This window comes from Pseudomonas sp. B21-021, from assembly GCF_024749205.1.
Taxonomy (GTDB): Bacteria; Pseudomonadota; Gammaproteobacteria; order Pseudomonadales; family Pseudomonadaceae; genus Aquipseudomonas; species Aquipseudomonas paraglycinae.
This window is the reverse complement of sequence record NZ_CP087192.1, coordinates 469172-485853: the sequence shown is the minus strand read 5'-3', so window position 1 is coordinate 485853 and position 16682 is coordinate 469172. Positions and strand designations below refer to the sequence as shown.

Sequence of the window (16682 nt, the reverse complement as noted above, 5' to 3'; positions counted from 1 at the left end):
ATGCACTTAAAGAAACTCGCTGCCACTCTGCTCATCTGCGCCTTGCCGGCCGTCAGCCAGGCCCGTGACACGGCGGTGTACCTGCCGTTCGACAAGGCCGTCGCCGAAGCGACCCGCACCGGCAAGATCGACGGCAGCGTGAAGTTCTATCTGGCGGGCAACGCCCCGGCCGGCAAAGTCACCGTCGTCACCCCCGGCGCCGTGACCAACAAGAAGACCAACGCCTTCAACAAGACCGACCAGGAAGCCTGCGAGTGGGTCGTGCAATCGGCGATCATCAGCCTGCACCAGGCCGCGAAAAGCGCCGGCGCCAACGCCGTGACCAACATCGTCAGCTTCTACAAGAGCAACGAGCGCAAGGATGCGAAAACCTACGAATGCCACGCGGGCGCAATCATGGCCGGCGTAGCGTTGAAGGGCGATCTGGCGACGGTTCAGTAACGGCCGGAAACGACAAAGGGCGCCTTTCGGCGCCCTTTTCTATTCAGATCATGTGCTGGCATGCAACTTCAGCCCCAGCGCTTTCATGACTTTGAGGATCGTTCCAAATTCAGGATTTACCTCGCCTGACAGTGCGCGATAAAGACTTTCCCTTGATAGCCCCGCATCCCGCGCGACCTGGGTCATGCCACGCGCCCGAGCAATCGTGCCAAGTGCCTTGGCAATAAAAGCCGGGTCGTCACCCGCCTCTTCCATGCAGGCGTCCAGATAGTTGGCCATGTCCTCTTCTGTCTTGAGGTACTCGGCTGAGTCCCAACGAGTGAATTGTTCGGTCATGGGTTTTGCTCCTGCCAGGATTCCGCGATGAGCCTGGCTTGCTTGATGTCTCGATATCAGCTGTAGCCGTTGAGCTACACGCACTCTACATGGACTTCTCTCTGTCCGATATACGGCGTCTACACTCGTCATACCCATGATTTGCTGCGCGTTACGTCAAGGAGATGACCATGCAAGCGAAAGACCTCATCGCCGCCGCCCTTTTCAGCCTGCTCCCCAGCGCCAGCCACGCCACCAATCTGATGTACATGCCGTTCGAAACAGTTGTGTCGGATGCAATGCGCGCCGGGCGGCTGGACGGCAGTGTGAAGTTTTATCTGGTCGGCAACGGGCCTCAGGGGACTCAGCGGTTGTTGCAGCGCGGCGTGGTCAGTGACTTGAAGACCAACGGTTTCAACAAGAGCGATCACGACTCCTGCGAGTGGGTGTTGCAGTCGAATCTGATTGCGCTGCAGGCCGAGGCCAAGCGTGTCGGGGCGAATGCGGTGACCAATATCGTCAGCTACTACGACCAGCATGTGCGCAAGGATCTGAACACTTATGAATGTCGGGCCGGGGTGTTTGTGACGCGGGTGGCGTTGAAGGGTGATCTGGTTCGGCTGCCCTGATCAACCGGCTTCAACCTTGCGCGTGAGCAACTCGACAAACGCCTTGGCCATCGGTGATTTCTGATCCTTGCGCTGCACCAGCCACACCGCCGTCACGGCCTCGGGATCGAGCAGCGGCCGATAGACCACGCCGTCGATGCGCATCCGCTGATACGACGCCGGCATCACTGACACGCCCAGACCTGCGGCCACCAGACCGATGATGGTCATGGCTTCGCCGGCCTCCTGGGCGAAGTGCGGGCTGAACCCGGCGTCGCGGGCCAGGCTGATCAGTTGCGAATACAGACCACTGCCGTAGCTGCGCGGGAAGAACACGAACGGCTCCAGAGCCAGCGCCGAGAGGAACAGCCCCTCTTCAGAGCCCTGTGCCAGCGGATGTTTGGAGCTGAGCACCGCGACCAATGGCTCGCGCATCAGTTCGACTACGCTCAGCGAATCCGGCAGGCCCAGCGGGCGCATGATGCCGACTTCGATCGATTCGTCCACCAACGCGTCGGCCACCATGGTGCTGCTCATCTCGCGCAGGTTCAGGTGCACGGCCGGGAAACGCTGACGGAAGGAAAATATCGCCTGGGGAATGGTCGAGTTGAACGGCGCCGACGAGGTGAAACCGATCTTCAACTCCCCCAGCTCGCCGAGTTGTGCACGGCGGGCCACGTCGGCCGCTTTATCGACTTGCGCCAGCACAAGCCGCGCCTCTTCCAGAAACAGTCGCCCGGCCTCGCTGAGCTCGACCCGACGATTGGTACGCTCGAAAAGCCGCGCGCCGACTTCCTGTTCCAGCGCCTGGATCTGCTGGCTCAGCGGTGGCTGGGAGATACCCAGCACTTGCGCGGCGCGGCCGAAGTGCAGTTCTTCGGCAACGGCGATGAAGTAGCGCAGATGACGTAATTCCATGGGCATCCCATTAGGTCGTGAAAGCTATCAAACAGGTCGAACAATATATTGGATAGAAACATTAGCCAGCTATATGATTTTTTCATTGCCTGCCTGCCCGCGCCCTCCGAGGTCTGATGTGAAAACCGCCGTCGCTCCACTGGCCCATGAAGTACCGCCCGCTACGGCGGACGATGTGCTGACCGAACTGCAAGAAATCTACATCGAGAAAGGCACGCCCGCGTTCATGCGCACGGTGCTCGCGCTGTTCAGCGGCGGCTTCGCTACCTTCGCCCTGCTGTACTGCGTGCAGCCGATGATGCCGCTGCTGTCCCACGAATATTCGATCAACGCGGCGCAGAGCAGTCTGATCCTGTCGGTGGCCACCGGCATGCTGGCGTTTGGTCTGCTGATCACCGGCCCGATTTCCGATCGGGTCGGGCGCAAGCCGGTGATGGTTGCCGCGCTGTTTGCCGCGGCCCTGTGCACCATCGCCAGTTCGATGATGCCGAGCTGGCACGGCGTATTGATCATGCGCGCGCTGATCGGGTTGTCGCTAAGCGGCCTGGCGGCGGTGGCAATGACTTACCTGAGCGAGGAAATCCATCCGCAGCACATCGGTCTGGCGATGGGTCTGTACATCGGCGGCAACGCGATTGGCGGGATGAGCGGGCGGTTGATCACCGGGGTGCTGATCGACTTCGTCAGCTGGCACACGGCGATGATGGTGATCGGTGGGCTGGCGCTGATTGCGGCGGCGGTGTTCTGGAAGATCCTGCCGGAGTCGCGTAACTTCCGCTCCCGCTCGCTGCATCCGCGCAGCCTGCTCGACGGCTTCACCATGCACTTTCGCGATGCCGGCCTGCCGCTGCTGTTCCTTGAAGCGTTCGTGCTGATGGGCGCGTTCGTCACCCTGTTCAACTACATCGGCTACCGCCTGCTGGCCGAGCCGTACCACATGGATCAGGTGTTCGTGGGACTGTTGTCGGTGGTGTACCTGTCGGGCATCTACAGCTCGGCGAAAATCGGTTCGCTGGCCGACAAACTGGGCCGCCGCAAAGTGCTGTGGGCCACCATCGCCCTGATGTTCGCCGGCCTCGCCCTGACGATGTTCACACCGCTGCCGCTGGTGATCATTGGCATGCTGATCTTCACCTTCGGCTTCTTCGGCGCCCACTCGGTGGCCAGTAGCTGGATCGGCCGCCGGGCGCTCAAGGCCAAGGGCCAGGCGTCGTCGCTGTACCTGTTCAGCTATTACGCTGGCTCGAGCATCGCCGGGACGGCGGGCGGGGTGTTCTGGCACATGGCAGGATGGAACGGGATTGGCCTGTTCATCGGCGCGCTGTTGCTGGTGGCGCTGTTGGTGGCGTTGAAGCTGGCGAAGTTGCCGCCGTTGGGTGGTGGCGAAAAGGTTTAGCCACAACTGCGCCCTAGCGGTAATCACGGGCCAAGGTACACTGACGGCATTCGCCTGCTTTGGTAAAGGGAAGCCAGAATGCGCCTGGACCGTCTCCACATTCAGAATTTTCGTTGCTACGAAGATGCTACTTTCGACTTTCAGCCAGGGTTCAATCTGGTGGTGGGGGTTAATGGGAGCGGGAAGACGTCGTTGTTGAATGCCGTAGCCCAAAGCTTTGGCGAGATATTCGCCTCGGCGGGCCACTCTATGAAGATATCCGATGATGACGATGTACGTACCGTTATCAACCATCACCAAAACGGAACCCGCTTTGAAAAGACTTTCCCACTGACGCTTGAATGCGAGGGAAATGCCTTTCAGAACCTGTTTTGGGCTCGAACAAAGCGCAGGCTTTCAGGTGATGAATTTGCACCTATACCTGTTTTGAACACGAAGAATTTCGGCCCGTCGACACTCGCAGAAAACACCGATATTCCGCTGATCGCTTTTTATCGCGCAGACCGTCGCTGGACTACCAGTAGCGCATCTACAGAACAGGCCGCATCGCTCAAATTATCGCGACTTGATGGTTATAAGAATTGGTCGAACGCAGCCACCAACCTGCAAGACTTTGAAAGTTGGCTCGTTAAAAAGACGTTGGAGCAACTGCAAAAAGCTTTTCGGTCTGCCAAGCCAGTAACTGAATTTTACGATGAGCTTTCACTGGTAAATTCTGCCTTGCAAGCGATGTTACCGGGCTCAAGTGGACTTTATTACGACGTCGAACTTGCGAGCTTGATTGTTGATATGGGCGGCAACGCCACTTCGAAGTTCAGCAATCTAAGTGATGGTCAACGCGGGATGGTTGCGTTGTTCGCCGATATCGCCCGACGCATGTGCATCCTCAATCCCCACATGGGCAAAGACGTCCTGAAGAACACCTCAGGCGTGGTCATCATCGACGAACTGGATATTCACCTTCACCCGGCCTGGCAACGCAGCATCGTGCCTGCATTGAGACAGGCTTTTCCCAAAGTCCAATTCATCGCCGCAAGCCATTCCCCACAAATCATCGGCAGCCTGAAACCTGTGGAAGTCATCGTGTTGCACAACGGGGATCCTACTCATCCGCGTGTCACCTACGGTCTGGATTCCAGCAGCGTGCTTGAAGAGGTAATGGGCGTTACGCAGCGCGAACCAGAGATCGAAGATCTGCTGTCCGAGCTTTTTTCCACGTTGGAAGACAACGACCTCGAAAAGGCAAAATCACAACTTGAGGCGCTGAAAAAGAAAGCCCCCGACCTACCGGAGTTCGCCGGCGCCGAAGCACTGATCAGGCGCAAGGAGATTCTCGGCAAATGAAGCGAGTGCTCAAAGGAACTGAACCCGCTTCATTTACAGATTGGAAAAACTCGGCGAACGACGAGTGGAGTCCAACTTACCCAACGCTACAAAACCCGCAAAAACGGGATTTGCATAATGCCCTGCTTAAGGAGCAAGGCTTCTTCTGCTGTTATTGCGGCCGGGAAATAGATGCCTCGACCAGCCATATCGAGCACTTCAGACCTCAAGAGCATTTCGAAGAGCTGGCGTTGGAGTTTCACAACCTTCATGCCTCCTGCCTGCGAGAAACCAAGCCCGGCAACCCGTTGCACTGCGGCCATAAGAAGGGCAACTGGTTCGACGAAAACCAACACATTTCTCCCACCGACGAGAACTGTGAACAGCGCTTCCGATATCTGCGAACCGGCGAAATCCAGCCAAAAGATTCTGACGACCTTCCCGCCACAAAGATGATCGAGGTACTGGCGTTAGACATTGCCTATCTCAAAAATCGACGTCAGGACACAATCCGCCGCCTCTTCGATGATGAGTTTGTCATGCAAGTCAGCGAAGAAGAGCTTGAGCGGTTGGTGACAGCGATCAGAAATACCGCGATTCCCAATCAAAAACCCTTCGACCACATCATCGCCCGCTACGCCGAGCAACTCCTCGGACGCTAAACCCATCGCAAATAAAAACGCCCGGCACAAGCCGGGCGTTTTTGTTTTCTAGCATTAGAGCTGAGCGCCGATTACTCGTGATACTGCGCCGACAACTCGTGCACCGCGCGCAGGAACGCGCCGGCGTGTTCCGGATCGACTTCCGGGGTGATGCCGTGGCCGAGGTTGAACACGTGACCACTGCCTTTGCCGTAGCTGGCGAGGATGCGCCCGACTTCGGTGCGGATCGCTTCCGGCTTGGCGTACAGCACGGTCGGGTCCATGTTGCCTTGCAGCGCGACCTTGTCGCCGACGCGTGCGCGGGCGTTGCCGATGTCGCAGGTCCAGTCCAGGCCCAGTGCGTCAGCGCCAGCGTCGGCGATGCTTTCCAGCCACAGGCCGCCGTTTTTTGTGAAGAGGATCACCGGCACCTTGCGACCGTCGTGCTCGCGGATCAGGCCGCTGACGATTTTCTTCATGTAGGCCAGGGAGAACTCCTGATACGCCGCCGCCGACAGGTTGCCGCCCCAGGTATCGAAGATCTGCACCGCTTGGGCGCCGGCCTGGATCTGGCCGTTCAGGTACGACGTCACCGACTGTGCCAGCTTGTCCAGCAGCAGGTGCATGGCTTGCGGGTTGTCGTAGAGCATCGCCTTGGTCTTGCGGAAGTCTTTCGACGAGCCGCCTTCGACCATGTACGTGGCGAGGGTCCACGGGCTGCCGGAGAAACCGATCAGCGGTACACGGCCGTTCAGTTCGCGGCGGATGGTGCTGACCGCGTCCATCACGTAGCCGAGGTCTTTGTGCGGATCCGGGATCGGCAGGGCTTCGATGTCGGCCAGGGTGCTGACGACTTTCTTGAAGCGCGGACCTTCACCGGTCTCGAAGTACAGGCCCTGGCCCATGGCATCGGGGATGGTGAGGATGTCGGAGAACAGGATCGCCGCGTCCAGTTGCGGATAGCGGTCGAGGGGTTGCAGCGTGACTTCGCAGGCGAATTCCGGATTCATGCACAGGCTCATGAAATCACCGGCCTGGGCGCGGATGGCGCGGTATTCCGGCAGGTAGCGGCCGGCCTGGCGCATCATCCACACTGGGGTGACGTCTACGGGTTGCTTGAGCAGGGCGCGGAGGAAACGGTCGTTCTTCAGGGCAGTCATGTCGGCATCCGGAAAAAAAGTGCGGGCATTTTCTCAGAGCGCGACGCAAAAGGCACGGATGCAGGTCAGCCTTTTGTCTATCGGGTCAATTTGTCGCGCTGGAAATGCGCTATCAGCAACACTGAGAAACAACTGTGGGAGCGAGCTTGCTCGCGAAGAGGGCTTCACGTACAACATTGCTGTTGGCTGATCCACCGCTTTCGCGAGCAAGCTCGCTCCCACAGGGTTATTGCTTTTGGCTCAGGATCCGGGTTTAGACGCCTAGGTAATCCAGGATCCCTTCAGCCGCATTGCGGCCTTCGAAGATCGCCGTTACCACCAGGTCAGAACCGCGCACCATGTCGCCACCGGCGAAGATTTTCGGGTTGCTGGTCTGGTGCTTGTACTGACCTTGCTCGGGCGCAACGACGCGGCCCTGGCTGTCAGTCTGGATCTCGAACTGCTCGAACCACGGCGCCGGGCTCGGGCGGAAACCGAAAGCGATGACCACGGCGTCGGCCGGGATGATCTCTTCGGAGCCCGGGATCGGCTCTGGGCTGCGACGGCCACGGGCGTCCGGTTCGCCGAGACGGGTCTCGACCACTTTCACGCCTTCGACCTTGTCCTCGCCAACAATGGCGATCGGCTGGCGGTTGTAGAGGAATTTCACGCCTTCTTCCTTGGCGTTCTTCACCTCTTTGCGCGAGCCGGGCATGTTCGCTTCGTCACGACGATAGGCGCAGGTCACCGACTTGGCGCCCTGGCGGATCGACGTGCGGTTGCAGTCCATCGCCGTGTCGCCGCCGCCCAAAACCACGACCTTCTTGCCTTTCATGTCGACGAAATCTTCCGGCGACTTTTCAAAGCCCAGGTTGCGGTTGACGTTGGCGATCAGGAAGTCCAGCGCGTCATAAACACCCGGCAGGTCTTCACCGGCAAAACCGCCCTTCATGTAGGTGTAGGTGCCCATGCCCATGAACACGGCATCGTATTCGGCGAGCAGTTGCTCCATGGTCACGTCCTTGCCGACCTCGGTGTTGAGGCGGAATTCGATGCCCATGCCGGTGAAGACTTCGCGGCGATTGCTCAGCACGGTCTTCTCGAGCTTGAACTCGGGGATGCCGAAGGTCAGCAGACCGCCGATTTCCGGGTTCTTGTCGAACACCACCGGGGTCACGCCGCCACGCACCAGCACGTCGGCACAACCCAGACCCGCCGGGCCTGCGCCGATGATCGCGACACGCTTGCCGGTCGGTTTGACCTTGGACATGTCCGGGCGCCAGCCCATGGCGAACGCGGTGTCGGTGATGTATTTCTCGACCGAACCGATGGTCACCGCGCCGAAGCCGTCGTTAAGGGTGCAGGCACCCTCGCACAGACGATCCTGCGGGCACACCCGACCGCAGACTTCCGGCAGGGTGTTGGTCTGGTGCGACAGCTCGGCGGCCTGGAGGATGTTGCCCTCGGCCACCAGCTTCAGCCAGTTCGGAATGAAGTTGTGCACCGGGCACTTCCATTCGCAGTACGGGTTGCCGCAACCCAGGCAGCGGTGGGCCTGGTCGGCCGACTGCTGGGGTTTGAACGGTTCGTAGATTTCCACGAACTCTTTCTTGCGTTGACGCAACAGTTTCTTCTTCGGATCCTTGCGCCCGACATCGATGAACTGGAAGTCGTTATTCAGACGTTCAGCCATTGTTAAAACCTCATCAAACTCTTCAGGCGCATATCACTGCGGGTTGGCACGGGTGCTGGAAAGCAACGACTTCAGGTTGGCAGCCTTCGGCTTGACCAGCCAGAAACGACGCAGGTAGTCATCGAGGTTCTCGGCGAGTTCACGACCCCACTCGCTGTCGGTTTCCGCGACGTACTCGTTCAGCACGTTCTGCAGGTGGCTGCGATAGGCTTCCATCGCCTCGCCGCTGATCCGCTGGATTTCCACCAGTTCGTGGTTGACCCGGTCAACGAAGGTGTTGTCCTGGTCGAGCACGTAGGCGAAACCGCCGGTCATGCCAGAGCCGAAGTTGTAACCGGTCTTGCCCAGAACGCAGACAAAACCACCGGTCATGTACTCACAGCAGTGATCGCCGGTGCCTTCCACAACCGTGTGGGCACCGGAGTTGCGCACGGCGAAACGCTCGCCTGCGGTGCCGGCGGCGAACAGCTTGCCGCCCGTGGCGCCGTACAGGCAGGTGTTGCCGATGATGGCGCTTTCCTGAGTCTTATAAACGCTGCCCTTCGGCGGCACGATGGTCAGCTTGCCACCGGTCATGCCTTTGCCGACGTAGTCGTTGGCGTCGCCTTCCAGGTACATGTTCAGACCGCCGGCGTTCCACACGCCGAAGCTCTGACCGGCAGTGCCCTTGAAGCGGAAGGTGATCGGCGCTTTCGCCATGCCCTGGTTGCCATGCTTGCGCGCGATTTCGCCGGAGATCCGTGCGCCGATCGAACGGTCGCAGTTGCAGATGTCCAGATCGAACTCGGCGCCGCTGAGGTCGTTGATCGCCGACGTCGCCATCTCGACCATTTTCTCGGCCAGCAGGCCCTGGTCGAATGGCGGGTTGCGCTCGACGCCGCAGAACTGAGGCTTGTCCGCCGGGATGTGATCGCTGCCCAGCAGCGGAGTCAGATCCAGGTGATGCTGCTTGGCGGTCTGGCCTTCGAGGATTTCCAGCAGATCGGTACGGCCGATCAGCTCTTCGAGGGAACGCACGCCCAGTTTTGCCAGCCACTCACGGGTTTCTTCGGCGACGTAGGTGAAGAAGTTCACCACCATGTCGACGGTGCCGATGTAGTGATCCTTGCGCAGCTTCTCGTTCTGGGTCGCGACGCCGGTGGCGCAGTTGTTCAGGTGGCAGATGCGCAGGTATTTGCAGCCCAGCGCGATCATCGGCGCAGTACCGAAGCCGAAGCTTTCAGCGCCGAGGATGGCTGCCTTGATCACGTCGAGGCCGGTTTTCAGGCCGCCGTCGGTCTGGACCCGAACCTTGCCGCGCAGATCGTTGCCGCGCAGGGTCTGGTGGGTTTCGGCCAGGCCAAGTTCCCATGGAGCGCCAGCGTATTTGATCGAGGTCAGCGGCGAAGCACCGGTGCCGCCGTCGTAGCCGGAGATGGTGATCAAGTCCGCATAGGCCTTGGCCACACCGGCGGCGATGGTGCCAACGCCTGCTTCAGCCACGAGTTTCACCGAGACCAGCGCCTTCGGGTTGACCTGTTTCAGGTCAAAGATCAGCTGCGACAAGTCTTCGATCGAGTAGATGTCGTGGTGCGGCGGTGGCGAAATGAGGGTCACGCCCGGTACTGCGTAACGCAGCTTGGCGATCAGCCCGTTCACTTTACCGCCCGGCAGTTGCCCGCCCTCGCCCGGCTTGGCGCCCTGGGCGACCTTGATCTGCAGCACTTCGGCGTTGACCAGGTATTCCGGGGTCACCCCGAAACGGCCGGTCGCAACCTGCTTGATTTTCGAGCTCTTGATGGTGCCGTAGCGTGCCGGGTCTTCGCCGCCTTCGCCCGAGTTGGAACGCGCACCGAGGCGGTTCATGGCTTCGGCCAGGGCTTCGTGAGCTTCCGGCGACAGGGCGCCCAGCGAGATACCGGCGGAGTCGAAGCGCTTGAGCACCGATTCCAGCGGTTCGATTTCACTGATGTCCAGCGGCGTGTCGAGGGTCTTGACCTTGAACAGGTCGCGGATCATCGACACCGGACGGTTGTCCACCAGCGAGGTGTATTCCTTGAATTTGGCGTAGTCGCCCTGCTGCACGGCGGCTTGCAGGGTGTTGACCACGTCCGGGTTGTACGCGTGATATTCGCCACCGTGGACGAACTTCAGCAGACCGCCCTGCTGGATCGGCTTGCGCGGACTCCAGGCTTCGGTGGCCAGTGCTTTCTGCTCGGCTTCGATGTCGATGAAACGCGCACCTTTGATGCGGCTCGGCACGCCACGGAAGCTCAGGTCGCAGACTTCTTCGGACAGGCCGATGGCTTCGAACAGCTGAGCACCGCGATAGGACGCGATGGTCGAGATGCCCATCTTCGACAGGATCTTCAACAGACCTTTGGTGATGCCTTTGCGGTAGTTCTTGAACACCTCGTAGAGGTCGCCCAGTACTTCACCGGTGCGGATCAGGTCGCCCAGCACTTCGTACGCCAGGAACGGATAGACCGCCGAGGCGCCGAAACCGATCAGCACTGCGAAGTGATGCGGATCGCGTGCAGTGGCGGTTTCCACCAGGATGTTGGAGTCGCAGCGCAGGCCTTTTTCGGTCAGGCGGTGGTGCACCGCGCCGGTGGCGAGCGAAGCGTGGATCGGCAGTTTGCCCGGAGCGATATGACGGTCGCTCAGGACGATCTGGGTACGACCGGCACGCACGGCTTCTTCAGCCTGATCGGCGACGTTGCGGATTGCTGCTTCCAGGCCGACGCTTTCGTCGTAGTTGAGGTCGATGATCTGCCGCTCGAAACCCGGGCGGTCGAGGTTCATCAGCGAACGCCACTTGGCCGGGGAAATGACCGGCGAGCTGAGGATCACGCGCGAGGCGTGTTCCGGCGATTCCTGGAAGATGTTGCGCTCGGCACCGAGGCAGATTTCCAGCGACATCACGATCGCTTCACGCAGCGGGTCGATCGGCGGGTTAGTCACCTGCGCGAACTGCTGGCGGAAATAGTCGTACGGCGTGCGCACGCGCTGGGACAGCACGGCCATCGGCGTGTCGTCGCCCATCGAGCCAACGGCTTCGTAGCCTTGTTCGCCAAGCGGACGCAGTACCTGATCGCGCTCTTCGAACGTGACCTGATACATCTTCATGTACTGCTTGAGCTGATCGACGTCGTAGAAAGCCGAACCGTGGTCGTTGTCTTCCATGGTCGCCTGGATGCGCAGGGCATTCTTGCGCAGCCATTGCTTGTATGGATGACGGGATTTCAGACGGTTGTCGATCGCGTCGGTGTCGAGGATCTGCCCGGTTTCGGTGTCCACGGCGAAGATCTGGCCCGGGCCGACACGGCCTTTGGCAATCACGTCTTCAGGCTTGTAGTCCCACACGCCGATTTCCGACGCGAGGGTGATGAAACCGTTGGTGGTAGTGACCCAGCGCGCCGGACGCAGACCGTTACGGTCGAGCAGGCACACCGCGTAGCGACCGTCGGTCATTACCACGCCAGCCGGACCGTCCCACGGTTCCATGTGCATCGAGTTGTACTCGTAGAACGCACGCAGATCCGGGTCCATGGTTTCGACGTTCTGCCACGCTGGCGGAATGATCATCCGCACGCCACGGAACAGGTCGATGCCGCCGGTGACCATCAGCTCAAGCATGTTGTCCATGCTCGAGGAGTCGGAACCGACACGGTTGACCAGCGGGCCGAGTTCTTCCAGATCCATCAGATCGTTGGTGAACTTGGTGCGACGGGCCTGGGCCCAGTTGCGGTTGCCGGTGATGGTGTTGATCTCGCCGTTATGGGCGAGGAAGCGGAATGGCTGGGCCAGCGGCCATTTCGGCAGGGTGTTGGTGGAGAAGCGCTGGTGGAACACGCAGATTGCGGTTTGCAGGCGCTCGTCGCTCAGGTCCGGATAAAACGCGGCCAGGTCGGCCGGCATCATCAGGCCTTTATAGATGATGGTCTTGTGGGAAAAGCTGCAGATGTAGTGGTCGGTGTCGGCGGCGTTGGCCACCGACGAACGACGACGGGCGCTGAACAGCTTGACCGCCATGTCCTGATCGCTCAGGCCTTCGCCGCCGATGTACACCTGCTCGATCTGTGGCAGGCGCTCAAGGGCCAGGCGGCCGAGGACGCTGGTGTCGATTGGAACTTTGCGCCAGCCGATCAGTTGCAGGCCTTCGGCCAGGATCTCGCGGTTCATGTTCTCGCGAGCGGCTTCGGCCTTGGCCGGATCCTGATTGAAGAAGACCATGCCCACGGCATATTGCTTGGGCAGCTCGACGCTGAAGGTTTCCTGGGCAATGGCACGCAGGAACGCGTCGGGCTTTTGGATCAGCAGACCGCAACCGTCACCGGTCTTGCCGTCGGCATTAATCCCACCGCGGTGGGTCATGCAGGTCAGGGCCTCGATGGCCGTTTGCAAAAGGGTATGACTGGGTTCGCCCTGCATATGGGCTATCAGGCCGAAACCGCAGTTATCCTTGAATTCATCTGGTTGGTACAGACCTGCTTTCATAGACACTTTCTCACCAGGCTGCCTCTTTTCGAGGCAAATTTCTTTTCAATTCAACCACTTGCATCTCGCGCCGAACGTACGCCGGCTTAGCGGGGGCAAAAGGGTGGTCATTGTACACAGCGACACAGAGGCTCACAAATTTGACGACGAAATGTCGCAAATTCATGTCGCATTTGTGAAAGGTTTAAAGCGATCTGCTGTGCTAGTCAAAACTTTTTTAATTTTGACCGCAACGACTCAAAGACTACTGTGACGCAGACACCACAAGGCACGCGGCCCGTAAGGGCGGCGCGCACTTGTAGAAATTTTGAGGTGCTTGGAGAGGCGGCCTGGGTAAGGCCGCCGAATCTTCAGCGAGTTGTTGCCAGTTCCTGTTGGACGCTGGCGACAGTGCGAGGCCAAGGTTTACCAGCCTGAACCTTCGCTGGCAAGGCCTTGATGGCAGAAACGGCTGCATCACGATTGGCGAAGTTGCCGTAGGTGATCACGTAGAGAGGCTTGCCGTTGAGGACTTTCTTGAAATAACGGTACTCGCCGCCCTGCTCCTTGACGAAGCTTTGCGCGGTCGCTTCGGAGCTGGTGCCGAGGATCTGCACCACGTAGTTGCTGGTCGGCTGACCGGCGTACCAGCTGCCACCGGCGGCCTTGGCGACGGTGACCGGCTTCTCGGCAGGTTTCGCGGCGGCAACAGGCTTGGCAGGCGCCGGAGCCGGTTTGGCCGCTGGAGCGGCCGGAGCAGGCTTGGCGGTAGCGACCTGGGTCGGGGCCGGGGTCGGCTTCGGTGCCGGAACTGGAACCGGGGTCGGTGCAGGGCCGGCCTGAACGCCCGCCGGTGGCGCGGTGGTGGTCACGGTCGGTGGCGTGTTGCTGGAGCCTTCGACCGGCACGCCGTCGTCGCCCTCAGTGATGCCACCCGCTGCTTCAGCCAGCGGGCCACGCATCACCGGTTGCGAGTTGCCGACCAACGGCAGCGGCATCGGCTGGGTATTGCCGTTGAATTCGACGGACGGTGCGCCACCCGCCTGCGGCGTGCCCTGGCCCAATGGCAGTTGCGCCTGCTCGTTGGCCGGCGCACCGGTGGTCGGTGCCTTGTTGCGACCCGGCATCAGCCAGGCGGCAGCGACCGCGACCACAACGACGGCGGAAATCGCCAATACGTGTTTCTTCGGCATGTTGAACCCCATACTTGGACGCTTGACCGCAGAGCGGCTGGCAATCATGACTTCGATCAGAGCATCGCGAGCGACCTGGTTGATGTTGCCGGGCCAACCCTCGGAGCTTTCGTGAATATCAGAGATCTGATCCGCGGTGAAAAGTTCGACCCCCCGGCCCGCGCCTTCGAGCCGCTGGTCGAGATACTCGCGGGTTTCTTCTTCGGTGTACGGCTGCAATTCGATGACGTGGAAGCGCTCTTCCTCAAGGTGCAAAGCCTCGAGCTGGGCGATCAGCGACGACTCACCGAACAGGAACACGTGCGGGCGGCCTTCCGGCGCGCCGGCGCCCAGCGCCATCAGCGCTTCAAGCGCGGACTCGTCGAGCTGCTCGGCATCGTCCACCAGCAGATAGACTTCCTGACCGGTCAGCGCCAGCTGCACGACCTGATCGAGGATCGCCCCGACTTCGGCCTGGGCCACGTCCAGCGCTTGGGCGATCTGGCGCAGCACACCGGCTGCATCGCCGGCGCCACGGGCGGAAACGACGACGCTCTGCACCGATTGCTTGTTGGTACTGGCAACCAGCGCCTGACGCAGCAGGGTCTTGCCGCTGCCCTGCGGGCCGGTGACCACCAGCAGCAACTGGCTGTAACGCGCCAGATGATGCAGCTGACCCAGCACCGGCTTGCGCTGGGCCGGGAAGAATTTGAAGCCCGGCACCCGCGGCGCGAAAGGGTCGTGACTTAACTGGAAATGGCCGAGGAACGCCTCGTCGGCATGCAAACTAGTCATCGGAATCTTATTAACCTTTAAGCTGAGCCAGAGCGCGGTAATCCGCTCCCAGCGTGGCCTGTAGAACCTCTTTCGGATAATCGTCGGTCACCACCGCTTCGCCCATCCGGCGCAGCAGCACCAGGCGCAAGCGACCGTCGATCACTTTTTTGTCAATTGCCATGTGTTCAAGAAAATCGGCTTCGGTCATCTCTTCCGGCGGGATCACCGGCAGACCGGCACGCTGGAACAGGCGGATGCCGCGATCGCGCTCCTGCTCGCTGATCCAGCCCAGGCGCGCGGACATTTCCAGCGCCATTACGGTGCCAGCAGCGACCGCTTCGCCATGCAACCAGACACCATAGCCCATGTGGGTTTCGATGGCGTGGCCAAAGGTGTGGCCGAGATTGAGGGTGGCCCGTACGCCGGTTTCCTTCTCGTCGGCGCCGACCACCGCCGCCTTGGCAGCGCAGGAGCGCTCGATGGCGTAGGTCAGGGCCGTTTGATCCAGCGCACGCAGGGCGTCGACGTTGTCTTCGAGCCAGGTCAGGAACGGTTCGTCGCAGATCAGACCGTATTTGATGACTTCCGCCAGGCCGGCCGACAGCTCGCGCGCTGGCAGGGTTTTCAGGGACGCGGTATCGATCAGCACCACATTCGGCTGATAGAACGCGCCGACCATGTTCTTGCCCAGCGGATGGTTGATCCCGGTCTTGCCGCCCACCGACGAATCGACCTGGGACAGCAGCGTAGTAGGAATCTGGATGAAATCGACGCCGCGCTGGTAGCAGGCGGCCGCGAAACCGGCCATGTCGCCGATCACACCGCCGCCGAGGGCGATCACCGTGGTGCGGCGGTCATGACGAGCGGTCAGCAGGCCGTCGAAGATCAGTTGCAGGGTTTCCCAGTTCTTGAAGGCTTCGCCGTCGGGCAGCACCACGGAAACCACCGAGAACTGCGCCAGGCTGCGGGTCAGACGCTCGAGATAGAGCGGCGCAACGGTCTCGTTGGAGATGATTGCCACTTGCCGCCCGTGGATATGCGGGGCCAGCAGCTCAGGCTGGTCCAGTAATCCTTCGCCAATGTGAATCGGGTAGCTGCGCTCGCCTAGGTCGACCTTGAGTGTCTGCATGTGTCCCCACGATGAAGATGAAGCAGGCGTCCTGCCTGGAATTATCGAATGTTCACGGCATGTGCTGGTGTGACGCCACTCGCACGCCATCCGCCACAACCCTTGGCGGCCATTACAGGTCGCCGAGGATAGCGCATTTCGTGCGGCGCTTTAACGGGGCGGAAGTTGCTGCAGGCGGTCGAGAATATCGAGCACGACCATGCGCGGTGGCCGCTCGTCGGTTTCCACCACCAGATCGGCGATTTCCCGATAGAGCGGATCACGGATCGCCAGCAGATCGCGCAGGGTTTTCTCCGGATTGGCGGTGCGCAGCAACGGCCGGTTGCGGTCGCGGGAAGTGCGGCCGACCTGCTGCTCGACGGAGGCGTGCAGATACACCACCCGCCCGCCCTCGTGCAGGGCCTTGCGGTTGGCATCGCGCATCACCGCGCCGCCGCCGGTCGCCAGCACCACGCCATCGAACGCGCACAGCTCGGCGATCATCGCCTGCTCACGGTCACGAAAGCCGGGCTCGCCTTCCTTGTCGAAGATCCACGGGATATTGGCGCCCGTACGCAGTTCAATTTCCTTGTCGGAATCCTTGAACGGCAGGCGCAGCTCTTTGGCCAGTAATCGGCCGATGGTGCTTTTTCCAGCCCCCATCGGTCCTACAAGAATCAAATTTCGCACAGA

The 16682-nt window shown here is 60.6% G+C and carries 13 protein-coding genes; 5 read left to right on the top strand and 8 right to left on the bottom strand.

All coding sequences use genetic code 11. From position 1 onward, the window contains the following. Window positions 1-441, top strand: a complete 441-nt coding sequence (locus LOY31_RS02155; protein ID WP_258712768.1) for an excinuclease — start codon at window positions 1-3, stop codon at window positions 439-441. A gap of 48 nt (window positions 442-489) precedes the next feature. Here LOY31_RS02155 and LOY31_RS02150 read toward each other — a convergent pair whose 3' ends face one another. After that, the gene (locus LOY31_RS02150; protein WP_011332089.1) at window positions 490-777 is read right to left on the bottom strand and encodes an addiction module antidote protein; all 288 of its coding nucleotides are present in this window, start codon (window positions 775-777) and stop codon (window positions 490-492) included. A gap of 170 nt (window positions 778-947) precedes the next feature. On the opposite strand from LOY31_RS02150, the gene LOY31_RS02145 reads away from it, so the two are divergent. Then, entirely contained in the window at window positions 948-1385 is a 438-nt protein-coding gene (locus LOY31_RS02145; RefSeq protein WP_085608424.1) for an excinuclease, read from the top strand. On the opposite strand, the gene LOY31_RS02140 is transcribed toward LOY31_RS02145, so the two are convergent. Continuing rightward, window positions 1386-2282, bottom strand: a complete 897-nt coding sequence (locus LOY31_RS02140) for a LysR family transcriptional regulator (RefSeq protein WP_039766450.1) — start codon at window positions 2280-2282, stop codon at window positions 1386-1388. A 118-nt stretch (window positions 2283-2400) separates the two neighbouring features. Here LOY31_RS02140 and LOY31_RS02135 point away from each other — a divergent pair, with 118 nt between their 5' ends. From LOY31_RS02135 to LOY31_RS02125, 3 genes are all read left to right on the top strand, one after another. Continuing rightward, a complete protein-coding gene (locus LOY31_RS02135; protein ID WP_258712767.1) occupies window positions 2401-3678 on the top strand; it encodes an MFS transporter in 1278 nt (425 codons plus the stop codon). Between the two features lie 78 nt (window positions 3679-3756). Continuing rightward, window positions 3757-5022 (top strand): AAA family ATPase, encoded by a 1266-nt coding sequence (locus LOY31_RS02130; protein ID WP_258712766.1) that lies wholly within the window; start codon window positions 3757-3759, stop codon window positions 5020-5022. After that, window positions 5019-5663, top strand: coding sequence for a retron system putative HNH endonuclease (locus LOY31_RS02125; RefSeq protein ID WP_230734891.1), 645 nt, complete (start codon window positions 5019-5021; stop codon window positions 5661-5663). The genes LOY31_RS02130 and LOY31_RS02125 overlap by 4 nt, the downstream gene beginning before the upstream one ends. Before the next feature lie 71 nt (window positions 5664-5734). On the opposite strand, the gene hemE is transcribed toward LOY31_RS02125, so the two are convergent. From hemE to aroK, 6 genes are all read right to left on the bottom strand, one after another. Then, window positions 5735-6802: a uroporphyrinogen decarboxylase gene (gene hemE / locus LOY31_RS02120; RefSeq protein ID WP_258712765.1), complete on the bottom strand. Its 1068-nt coding sequence runs from the start codon at window positions 6800-6802 to the stop codon at window positions 5735-5737. A gap of 253 nt (window positions 6803-7055) precedes the next feature. After that, complete coding sequence (locus LOY31_RS02115) at window positions 7056-8474, bottom strand: FAD-dependent oxidoreductase (protein ID WP_007909438.1); 1419 nt, start codon at window positions 8472-8474, stop codon at window positions 7056-7058. A gap of 33 nt (window positions 8475-8507) precedes the next feature. Further along, window positions 8508-12953: a glutamate synthase large subunit gene (gene gltB, locus LOY31_RS02110; protein WP_258712764.1), complete on the bottom strand. Its 4446-nt coding sequence runs from the start codon at window positions 12951-12953 to the stop codon at window positions 8508-8510. Between the two features lie 350 nt (window positions 12954-13303). Then, complete coding sequence (locus LOY31_RS02105; RefSeq protein ID WP_007952374.1) at window positions 13304-14899, bottom strand: AAA family ATPase; 1596 nt, start codon at window positions 14897-14899, stop codon at window positions 13304-13306. Between the two features lie 10 nt (window positions 14900-14909). Further along, on the bottom strand, window positions 14910-16010 hold the full coding sequence (gene aroB / locus LOY31_RS02100; protein ID WP_011332082.1) for a 3-dehydroquinate synthase: 1101 nt from the start codon (window positions 16008-16010) through the stop codon (window positions 14910-14912). Window positions 16011-16160: 150 nt separating this feature from the next. Then, window positions 16161-16679, bottom strand: a complete 519-nt coding sequence (gene aroK, locus LOY31_RS02095) for a shikimate kinase AroK (RefSeq protein ID WP_045121685.1) — start codon at window positions 16677-16679, stop codon at window positions 16161-16163. Window positions 16680-16682 lie beyond the last annotated feature (3 nt).

Bases quoted from the DNA above. Each gene is read 5' to 3' on its own strand.
- aroB (WP_011332082.1), bottom strand. From the start codon at position 16,010: ATGCAGACACTCAAGGTCGACCTAGGCGAGCGCAGCTACCCGATTCAC.
- LOY31_RS02140 (WP_039766450.1), bottom strand. From the start codon at position 2,282: ATGGAATTACGTCATCTGCGCTACTTCATCGCCGTTGCCGAAGAACTG.
- LOY31_RS02115 (WP_007909438.1), bottom strand. From the start codon at position 8,474: ATGGCTGAACGTCTGAATAACGACTTCCAGTTCATCGATGTCGGGCGC.
- LOY31_RS02105 (WP_007952374.1), bottom strand. From the start codon at position 14,899: ATGACTAGTTTGCATGCCGACGAGGCGTTCCTCGGCCATTTCCAGTTA.
- LOY31_RS02150 (WP_011332089.1), bottom strand. From the start codon at position 777: ATGACCGAACAATTCACTCGTTGGGACTCAGCCGAGTACCTCAAGACA.
- hemE (WP_258712765.1), bottom strand. From the start codon at position 6,802: ATGACTGCCCTGAAGAACGACCGTTTCCTCCGCGCCCTGCTCAAGCAA.
- LOY31_RS02145 (WP_085608424.1), top strand. From the start codon at position 948: ATGCAAGCGAAAGACCTCATCGCCGCCGCCCTTTTCAGCCTGCTCCCC.
- gltB (WP_258712764.1), bottom strand. From the start codon at position 12,953: ATGAAAGCAGGTCTGTACCAACCAGATGAATTCAAGGATAACTGCGGT.
- LOY31_RS02155 (WP_258712768.1), top strand. From the start codon at position 1: ATGCACTTAAAGAAACTCGCTGCCACTCTGCTCATCTGCGCCTTGCCG.
- LOY31_RS02130 (WP_258712766.1), top strand. From the start codon at position 3,757: ATGCGCCTGGACCGTCTCCACATTCAGAATTTTCGTTGCTACGAAGAT.
- LOY31_RS02125 (WP_230734891.1), top strand. From the start codon at position 5,019: ATGAAGCGAGTGCTCAAAGGAACTGAACCCGCTTCATTTACAGATTGG.